This is a genomic window from Paenibacillus sp. JL3B1040 (genome assembly GCF_057063165.1).
The window spans coordinates 1-10,000 of sequence record NZ_CM169317.1 but is presented as its reverse complement, the minus strand read 5'-3'; the positions used below and the strand labels follow the sequence as shown (position 1 = coordinate 10,000).

Genomic DNA, 10,000 nt, shown 5'->3' with positions numbered 1-10,000 from the left:
GCGTGCCGCTCGCGGTAATGATCATCAGGTCTTCGTCATCCTTAACAACTTTCAACCCGACAACCGAACCGTTCTTCTCCGTCACGTTAATCGTCTTGATCCCTTTACCGCCGCGGCTTTGCGTTCGGTATTCCGAAACCGGCGTCCGCTTGCCATAGCCTTTAGCGGTGACGATCAACACGTCTTGGCCGGAAATGACCACGTCCATACCGATCACTTCGTCATTGTCATCCAGCGTAATGCCTTTGACCCCGGTAGCCGCCCGGCCCATAGAACGTACATCACTTTCTGGGAACCGGATCGACATGCCTTGCGCCGTCCCCATAATGACTTCTTCGTTGCCATCGGTTAACTTCACATCAATCAATATATCGTCTTCACGCAGGTTCACGGCGATCAAGCCGCCTCTGCGGATATTGATATAGTCCTCGATCGGTGTCTTCTTCACGATACCTTGCTTCGTGGCAAAGAAGAGGTACTTATCTACGTCAAACCGCTCGACCTCGATGACCGCGTTCACCGTCTCGCCCTGCTCGATCTGGATTAGATTGATAATCGGCGTCCCCCGCGCGGTACGACCCAGCTCCGGAATCTCGTACGCTTTAAGCCGGTACGCTTTGCCGCGGTCGGTGAAGAACATCAGATAATGGTGGGAGTTCGTCACGAACAGATGCTCCACGAAATCATTATCCTTGGTGTCCATCCCGACAACGCCGCGCCCGCCGCGTTTCTGGCTGCGGTACGTCGTTACCGGCAACCGCTTGATGTAGCCGGTATGCGTGATCGTGATGACCACTTCCTCTTGCGGGATCAAATCCTCGTCAAGGATGCTTTCCTCGCCGATCGTGATTTCCGTGCGGCGCTCATCGGCGTACTTGTCGCGAATTTCTTGCAGCTCTTCGCCGATGATCTTCAACACGAGATGCTCGTTGGCCAGAATCTCGCGGTATTCGGCGATTTTTTGCAGTAGCTCGTTATATTCGTCCTCGATCTTCTCGCGTTCCAAACCAGTCAACCGGCGGAGTCTCATGTCGAGGATCGCTTGCGCCTGCTCGAGGCTTAGCCCAAAACGGGTCATCAGCCCTTCGCGAGCTTCTTCATCGGATTTAGATCCACGAATCAAAGCGATGACTTCGTCGATATGATCCAAAGCAATCCGCAAGCCTTCCAGAATATGCGCGCGGGCTTCCGCTTTTTTCAAATCGAATTCCGTACGCCGGCGAACGACTTCAACCTGGTGCTGCAAATAATGGCTCAGAACGTCCTTCAGCGTCAGAATCTTCGGTTCATTATTGACGATCGCCAGCATATTAATGCCAAACGAGCTTTGCAACGCCGTATGCTTAAACAAATTGTTCAGCACGACGTTGGGATTGACATCCCGCCGAAGCTCGATGACGACCCGCATCCCGTTGCGATCCGATTCGTCGCGTAAGTCGGTGATGCCGTCGATTTTCTTCTCGCGAACCAATTCGGCGATTTTCTCGACCAAACGGGCCTTATTGACCTGATAAGGAAGCTCTTCCACGACGATGCGCGCTTTGTTATTGTGCTCCTCGATCGTGGTCTTGGCCCGCATCGTAATCGAGCCGCGTCCCGTCGTATACGCCTGGCGGATCCCCGAGCGGCCCAAGATGTAGCCGGCCGTCGGAAAGTCCGGACCTTTGATATAATCCATCAATTCCAGCGAACTAATATCCGGGTTCTCGATCAAAGCATGGACCCCGTCGATGACTTCCCCTAAGTTATGCGGCGGAATATTCGTCGCCATCCCGACCGCGATTCCCGATACCCCATTGACCAGCAAGTTCGGAAAGCGGGACGGAAGCACAACCGGTTCATACTCCTCGCCGTCGTAGTTCGGCATGAAATCGATCGTTTCTTTGTTGATGTCGCGCAGCATTTCCATTGCGATTTTGGATAAACGTGCTTCGGTATACCGCATCGCCGCGGCCATATCGCCGTCGACCGATCCGAAATTGCCATGGCCTTCGACAAGCATGTATCTCATCGAGAAATCCTGCGCCATCCGCACCATCGTCTCGTAAACGGCGGAATCCCCGTGGGGATGATATTTACCGATAACTTCACCAACGATTCTCGCCGATTTCTTGAACGGTTTGTCCGGATGCATCCCCAAATCCGACATCGCATAGAGAATACGGCGATGCACCGGCTTCAGACCATCCCGCACATCCGGCAACGCACGGCTCACGATAATGCTCATGGCATAATCCATAAAGGACTCGCGCATTTCCACATTAATGTCCCGATCTATGATTTGAGAGAATTTTTCTTCCGCCATGCTGGACCTCCTTCATAATCTATCCACGTGCCTTCGTATGGGAAAAAGCCCGAAAAACCGCCACTTTCACTATATTACTTTCACAAAACAAGCTTAATTAAACGTGACCGGTCTTTAGTAACACGATCCATATAGACAGCAAAAAAATAGGGATGTGTCCACTCCCATCGAATCGTACGTTCATACACTACGGATATAGGCATTTTCTTTGAATCGCTGAAAAAGCTTATAAAATCCCCATATCTTATAATTATATCATTGTTTTTCTCTTCTGTCCTATGTTTTTCGCGCGGATGAGAACGGGCCGCCCCCGGCCCGAAAGAAAGGAAGGAACGATTTGACGATTCAACGTATCGCAAGCAAGTGGGAGAAAACAAAAGTGATCCGCCAGAAGGAATCCCTTCGTCCATACATTCCGGATACGCGAAAATACTCCTTCGAGCATCTCCGGGATATGCTCGAGGCGTACGGCTATGTCTTCGTCAAACCGGATCAGGGTACCTATGGCATCGGTGTCATGAGCATTGAGCATTGGACGGACGATCTGACCCCGGGAAGCCCGCTCCAATATAAGCTCAGGCACGGGATCGAATACGAGCTGTACCCGACGGTAGAGGATTTGCATGCCGCCCTGACCGGCAAGATCGGACAAAAGCCCTACCTGATTCAAAAAGGCATCCATCTGCTCACCTATCGCCGCCGCAGGTTCGATATCCGCGCCCTTGTGCAACGGACGCCGCGCAAAACTTGGGAAACCACCGGATTTATCGGACGAATTGCCGCGCAGCAAAAGGTGATCACCAACTATCATGGAGGCGGCAGCGTGATGCTGATCGAGGATTTGCTCAGCTCTCATCTGACTCCCAAAGAATTTGTCGAGAAATACCGGGAAATGAAATCGGTCGGCGTCCAGGCGGCGCTTCAACTGGCCCGCAAATTTCCCAAGCTGAGAGAAATCGGCCTGGACATCGCCATCGATGAGCAACATCAAATTTGGATTCTGGAGGTCAACACGAAGCCGGCTCTGTTCCCTTTCAAAATGCTGCATCCCAAGGAGGTCTACCAAAAAATTCGGCGCTACGCTGTCGCTTACGGGCGGTTGAAGGCCAAATCCACCAAAGCGAAATAGGAAAAAGGCTGTTCCAAGTCTGCCGAGAGACCCCGGCCAGGTTGGAACAGCCTTTGCTTGATATGGCATCTCGTTCTCGCCTAGATATCGAGATTCTTTACGTATTTCGCGTGCTCATGAATGAAATCGCGCCGCGGCTCGACGTTATCGCCCATCAGCGTATCGAAAATCGCGTCCGCCTGAATGGCGTCGGAGATCGATACCTGCTGCATGGTGCGGCTCTCCGGATCCATCGTCGTCTCCCAGAGCTGTTCGGCATTCATCTCACCGAGACCTTTGTAACGCTGCACGTTGACTTTGACGCCTTCGCCGAATTCGGCGATGATTTCGTCGCGTTCTTTCTCGGAGCCAGCGTAACGAACCACTTTGTTGCGTTCAATTTTGAACAACGGCGGCTGTGCGATATAGACGTATCCCGCTTCGATGATTTTGCGCATGTAGCGGAAGAAGAAGGTCAACAGCAGCGTGCGGATATGCGCGCCGTCGACGTCGGCATCGGTCATGATGATGATCTTATGGTACCGCGCCTTCGTAATATCGAATTCCTCGCCGATCCCCGTACCAAGCGCCGTGATGATCGCCCGGATTTCGGCATTGCCGAGAATCCGGTCAAGCCGCGCTTTCTCGACGTTCAGAATCTTGCCGCGCAGCGGCAAAATCGCCTGGAAATGGCGATCCCGCCCTTGCTTGGCCGATCCGCCCGCCGAGTCCCCTTCGACGATATACAGCTCGCTGATCGAGGCGTCTTTGGAGGAGCAGTCGGCCAGTTTGCCCGGCAGGGCGCTGACCTCGAGCGCGCTCTTGCGCCGCGTCAGTTCCCGCGCTTTCCGGGCGGCTTCCCGGGCCCGCGAGGCCTGCAGCGACTTCTCCAGAATCCGCCGGGACACGGACGGATTCTCTTCCATGAACTCCTGCAGCTTCTCGGCGAACAGCGACTCCACGATACCGCGCACCTCGCTGTTGCCCAGCTTGGTTTTCGTTTGTCCTTCGAATTGCGGTTCCGGAATTTTGACGGAAATGATCGCCGTCAAACCTTCGCGGACGTCGTCCCCGGTCAGATTCGAATCATTCTCCTTGATCATGCCGGTCTTACGGGCATAATCGTTGATGATCCGCGTTAAGGCGCTCTTAAAGCCGGACTCGTGCGTCCCGCCCTCATGCGTATGAATGTTGTTCGCGAAAGAATAAATATTTTCCGTGTAACTGTCATTATACTGCAGCGAGACTTCCACCTGGATCATGTCCCGCTGTCCTTCAACGTAGATCGGATCTTCGTGAAGGACTTCGCGGTTTTGATTCAGGAAGCGGACATACTCCATGATGCCGCCTTCGTAATGGAACGACTCGATGTGCCCCGTCCGTTCGTCGGTCAACGAAATGTTAATTCCTTTATTCAAGAAAGCCAGTTCGCGAATCCGCGTCAACAGGGTATTGAAATCAAAGACGGTCGTCTCCGTAAAAATCTCCGGATCCGGATAAAATCTCGTTTGGGTTCCCGTTTCGGTCGTGTCGCCGATGACCCGCACATCGTATTGAGGCACACCGCGGTGGTACTCCTGTTGATACACATGTCCGTCCCGTTTAACTTCCACGATGACCTTCGTCGACAGGGCATTCACGACGGAGACGCCGACCCCGTGCAAGCCCCCGGATACCTTATATCCCCCGCCGCCGAATTTCCCCCCGGCATGGAGCACGGTCATGACGACTTCCAGCGTCGACTTCTGCAGCTTTTCGTTCATGCCGACCGGAATCCCCCGGCCGTTATCCACTACCGTTACGCTGTTATCAGGATGAACGATGACGTCGATTTTGTTCGCATAGCCGGCCAGCGCTTCGTCGATACTATTGTCTACGACTTCCCATACCAGGTGATGCAGGCCGCGAACGCTGGTCGAACCGATGTACATCCCCGGCCGTTTGCGTACCGCTTCCAAGCCTTCAAGCACCTGAATATTACTCTCGTCATATGTTTGTTCGTTCATTGACAATGCCTTCACCTACTTCTCTAGAATCAAACTCAAGGCTAAACCGCCAAAATCACGTTCGCTTTCTTCTTCAGCGTTGCGGAGGAAATCGGCGAGTAATAAATCTCGTTTTGGGTTACGACGATCGACTTCGCTTCCTCTTCGCCGATGCGCACCACGTTCTTGACCTCAAGCGCATGGCTGAGGAACTGCTTGGATATTTTTGAAGATTTCTCGATCGTAATATCGAAAATCGCAATCAGCTCCGAAGAGAGAATCACCTTTTCTCCGCCCAAATGAATATACATTCGTTCCCCTCCGTCCTTAACCTTGGACTTGTCCTTCCTGAACATGAAAAAGGCTGGCGTCCTGTAACCGGCTCGCATTGATGCTTTCGATCCCCGTAGCCGTGATGAACGTCTGCACTTTGCTCTGAAACGTCTCGATCAATTGGGTCTGACGGTAAGGGTCCAACTCGGACAAGACGTCATCCAGGAGAAGAATCGGGTATTCGCCGATTTCTTCGTGAATGAGCTCGATTTCCGCCAGTTTCAACGATAATGCCGTCGTCCGCTGCTGCCCCTGGGAGCCGTAGACCTGCGCTTCGTTGCCGTTGATAATAAACGACAGATCATCGCGGTGCGGTCCGCAAAGCGTCATGCCGCGGCGAATTTCCTGATCTTTCATTTGTGATAACTTTATCATAAATTGCCGCAATAGGACAGCTTCATCTTCTTCCTCGGCTGCGCCGAACGAAGGAAGATAAGCCAATTTCAAGGTTTCGCCGCCTCCGGTGATCCCCTCGTGGATGTGCTCCGCCCACTTTTGCAGTTTACTTATAAATTGTTTCCGTTTTTTGATAATTTTAACACCGTGCTCTACCAACTGCTCATTCCATATGTCCAACATCGTCGTCAATTCGGAACCAGCGCCCCAAGCCTGCTTGAGCAGATTGTTGCGTTGGATCAGCACTTTCTGGTACTGCTGGAGATGATAGAGGTAACTCGGCTGAACCTGACCGATCTCCATGTCAAGGAACCGGCGCCGTACCCCGGGAGTTCCTTTGACGATTTCCAAATCCTCGGGAGCGAACATCACGACGTTCAGCGCCCCGATAAAATCGCTCAGTTTCCGCTGTTCCAGCCCGTTCAGCTTCGCTTTCTTGCCCTGCGGCGTCAATCGAAGCTCCAGTTGAATCGCGCCGTACTTCTTCTCCACCTCCGCCGACACCACCGCATGGTCGCTGCCGAACGAAATCAGCTCCTTGTCTTTGCCCGTCCGATGCGATTTCGTCAGCGCCAGCACGAACAATGCCTCTAACAGGTTGGTCTTCCCTTGAGCGTTACGCCCGATGATGAGATTTACCGCGCCGAAGGAATCTAGCGTAAGGGTGCCGTAATTCCGGTAGCCTTGCAGCGATAGACGATTTACAAACACGTTCTAAGCCCCCTCATTTTCCACCGGTCAGGGGCGGCTCGGCCCGGACAGGACGCTTCAAGGAGCTTCTTCTCCCGCCACTTGAAAAGAGCCGCATCCTTCCACCTCAACGATATCGCCCGGATACAGCTTCCGGCCCCGCCGTTCCTCCGGCTCGCGATTAACCTTGACGGCACCGTCCTGCAGGACGGCCTTGGCCATCCCTCCGGTCGACACGCAATCCGCCAGCTTCAGGAAAGAATCTAGTTTAATATATTCGCTCGAGATGGAAATTATTTTCATCGGGTTAGCTCCTTTTTTATCTTCATAAAGCGGACTAGTTCGTCGTGCGGTAGGGCAGGATTAGATAGAGGCTCTGGCTGTCATCCACCGGCTTGATGATGATGGGGCTCATCGCGCCCGTAAAACCGATGTGCAGCTGCTCGCTTTCCACGACCTTCAGCACGTCCAGCATGTATTTCGAGTTGAAGGAAATGCGCAGCGGATCCCCCGTAAACTGGGCCACATCCAGCTGTTCGGTTACCTTCCCCAGCTCGGAGGAACTGGAGGAAATTTCGATCGTACCGTCTTCCAGCGTCTGCAGGCGTACGATGTTTGTCTTCTCCTCGCGGGACAACAAATAAGCGCGGTCGATCGAATCGCTTAGCTTTTTCGTGTCCAGCACGAGTTCTGTTTTATAAGTGGTCGGAATAATCTTGGAAGTATCCGGATAAGTTCCGTCGAGAATGCGAGTATAAAACAGCACGCGATCGATCTTGAATAAAACTTGGTTATCGGCGACAACGATCTCGACGCGCGTATTTTGATCCGGGATGATTTTGCTGAGCTCATTCAGCGTTTTGCCGGCGATGACGATATTGCTGAATCTTACGCCATCGGCGTCGTCCAGCCCGGCAATCCGACTGGCCAAACGGTGGCGGTCCGTCGCGACGAATTTGAATTGGCTATCCGCCAAATTCCACAATATCCCGGTCAGAATTGGCGAGGTTTCGTTCGTGGAAATAGAGAAGACCGTTTGCCGAATCATATTCTTCAATAAATCGCCGGGAATCGAAATGACCTGATTCTCTTCGATGCTGGGCAGCACCGGGAATTCCTCCGGATCAAGACCCACCATTTGGATATCGGTCGATCCGGAACGGATGAAGGTTTGGAATCCATCCTGCACTTCCATTTCGATCTCGGAAGACGGAAGCTTCTTGATGATTTCGACGAAAAACTTCGCAGGCAATACAACGCTGCCCGGACGTTCTACCTGTACGATTTGCTTCTCCTGATCCTCGGCGGGAATAAAAGCCTGAATGGAAATATCCGTATCGCTGGCGGTCAGGGTCATCCCTTGGAAGTTTACATCCAGCTTGATCCCGGTCAAAATCGGAATCGTCGTTCGGCTTGAAATCGCTTTGGACACATGTTGGATCGATTCATTGAGATCATGTTTCAAAATACGGATTTTCATAAATTCAACTCCTAAACGTTTTATGAAGCATAGGCTTCTATGATTATCGTCGCAATAAAACTGACTTTTACTCCGGAAGGGTTGGAGCTGTCATATTCCTCGCCTCCGAAGCATAACTTAAAGGTATGTACGGTTTGAGGCGCTTCAGGCTCTCTTCTTCTTCACCGGGACAAGAGTCCGGTCGTGAGCAGTGCTTCCTCGAAGCCGGTGGCTCTTGCGCCGTTTATGAAGATGTATATATCTTTAATAAATTTAGAAGAAGTAGTAGGGACACTGAATATGTGGATAACAACCAAAAAAAGATGAAATGAAGCCTATCCACATGTGAATATCATGTGCATAGGCTTATCCCTTATTCAGGTGGCACTTTTTATTTTTTCGGTAATGTTGTTGACGATTTTGAATAGCTCTTGATCCGTCTTGAGTTGCTGGGTGATTTTCTCGTGCGCGTGGATGACCGTCGTATGGTCGCGGCCGCCAAACGCATCGCCGATCTTCGGCAGCGAGAAGTCGGTCAGCTCCCGGGCCAGATACATGGCGATTTGCCGCGGAAACGCGATCGCCTTCGTTCGTTTGCGCGCCTTGAAGTCATCCAGCTTCAAATTGTAATAATCGCCGACTTTTTGCTGAATGTCCTGGATCGTAATCATCTTCGGGCGGCTGGACGGGATGATGTCCTTCAGCGCCTCGGCGGCCAGATGGGTCGTGATGTCCTGATTGATCAAGGAAGAGTAGGCGACGACCCGGATCAGCGCCCCTTCCAACTCGCGAATGTTCGTGTCGATTTGGTTGGCGATGTACATCATCGCTTCATTCGGAATATCAAGATTTTCCGCTTTGGCTTTCTTGCGTAAAATGGCGATCCGGGTCTCCAAATCCGGCGGTTGGATATCGGTGATTAATCCCCATTCAAACCGGGAGCGAAGCCTCTCCTCAAGCGTCGGAATCTCCTTCGGCGGCCGGTCGCTGGAGATAATGATCTGCTTGCGCTCTTCATGCAGCGCGTTAAACGTATGGAAGAACTCCTCCTGGGTCGATTCCTTGCCGGCGAGAAACTGAATGTCGTCGATCAGCAAAATATCGATATTGCGGTATTTGTTGCGGAAGCTTTCCGCACGATTGTCCCGGATGGAGTTGATGAATTCGTTCGTAAATTTCTCGGAGGAAATGTACACGACTTTACTGCTGGGGCTGTGTTCCAAAATGTAATGGCCAATCGCATGCATCAGATGCGTCTTGCCGAGTCCCACGCCGCCATAGAGGAACAGCGGATTGTACGCCCGCGCCGGCGCCTCGGCGACCGCCAGGGAGGCGGCATGGGCAAAGCGATTGCCGGAGCCAATGACGAAGGTGTCGAACGTATACTTCGGATTAAGCATATGGGAAACGCTTTCCTCGCTTGGGACGGGAGCGGGAGGTTCCTTATAAACTTGAGCTTGCTCGGGCGGGGCCGACTCCTCGATCACGAAAGAGACGTCGACCTGCTTGCCGATCACCTCAAGCACGGTTGTTGCGACCAGTTTGGTGTAGCGGCTTTCCAGCCATTCCACCGCGAACGTGGTCGGAGCGGAGATCACGATCGACTGATCGGTCAAAGAGACGACCTTGGTCGCTTTAAACCAGGTGTCAAAGCTGGGTTTGCTCAATTTCGTATTAATAATCGATAAAATATGTTGCCATATTTCCGAAGTATGGCTGTCCAC

The 10,000-nt window shown here is 52.3% G+C and carries 8 protein-coding genes (1 of these 8 cut by a window edge); 1 reads left to right on the top strand and 7 read right to left on the bottom strand.

The genetic code is table 11. The annotated features are described in order from the left end of the window. Positions 1 to 2,305: the 5' portion of a DNA gyrase subunit A gene (gene gyrA / locus ACZF99_RS00040; protein WP_483607981.1), read on the bottom strand. The gene continues 218 nt to the left of window position 1, outside the view; only the first 2,305 of its 2,523 coding nucleotides appear in the window; its start codon is at positions 2,303 to 2,305; the stop codon falls past the left edge of the window. A 337-nt stretch (positions 2,306 to 2,642) separates the two neighbouring features. Here gyrA and ACZF99_RS00035 point away from each other — a divergent pair, with 337 nt between their 5' ends. Beyond that, positions 2,643 to 3,434, top strand: a complete 792-nt coding sequence (locus ACZF99_RS00035; protein WP_483607979.1) for a YheC/YheD family protein — start codon at positions 2,643 to 2,645, stop codon at positions 3,432 to 3,434. 80 nt (positions 3,435 to 3,514) lie between these two features. Here the strand turns inward: ACZF99_RS00035 and gyrB are convergent, their stop codons facing one another. From gyrB to dnaA, 6 genes are all read right to left on the bottom strand, one after another. Continuing rightward, the gene (gene gyrB / locus ACZF99_RS00030; RefSeq protein ID WP_483607977.1) at positions 3,515 to 5,419 is read right to left on the bottom strand and encodes a DNA topoisomerase (ATP-hydrolyzing) subunit B; all 1,905 of its coding nucleotides are present in this window, start codon (positions 5,417 to 5,419) and stop codon (positions 3,515 to 3,517) included. A 41-nt stretch (positions 5,420 to 5,460) separates the two neighbouring features. Next, positions 5,461 to 5,709 (bottom strand): extracellular matrix regulator RemB, encoded by a 249-nt coding sequence (remB, locus tag ACZF99_RS00025; protein WP_483607975.1) that lies wholly within the window; start codon positions 5,707 to 5,709, stop codon positions 5,461 to 5,463. Between the two features lie 16 nt (positions 5,710 to 5,725). Beyond that, positions 5,726 to 6,838 (bottom strand): DNA replication/repair protein RecF, encoded by a 1,113-nt coding sequence (recF, locus tag ACZF99_RS00020; protein ID WP_483607973.1) that lies wholly within the window; start codon positions 6,836 to 6,838, stop codon positions 5,726 to 5,728. Between the two features lie 57 nt (positions 6,839 to 6,895). Then, a complete protein-coding gene (gene yaaA, locus ACZF99_RS00015) occupies positions 6,896 to 7,120 on the bottom strand; it encodes a S4 domain-containing protein YaaA (protein WP_483607971.1) in 225 nt (74 codons plus the stop codon). Positions 7,121 to 7,154: 34 nt separating this feature from the next. After that, complete coding sequence (dnaN, locus tag ACZF99_RS00010) at positions 7,155 to 8,297, bottom strand: DNA polymerase III subunit beta (protein WP_483607969.1); 1,143 nt, start codon at positions 8,295 to 8,297, stop codon at positions 7,155 to 7,157. Positions 8,298 to 8,653: 356 nt separating this feature from the next. After that, positions 8,654 to 10,000 (bottom strand): chromosomal replication initiator protein DnaA, encoded by a 1,347-nt coding sequence (dnaA, locus tag ACZF99_RS00005; RefSeq protein WP_483607967.1) that lies wholly within the window; start codon positions 9,998 to 10,000, stop codon positions 8,654 to 8,656.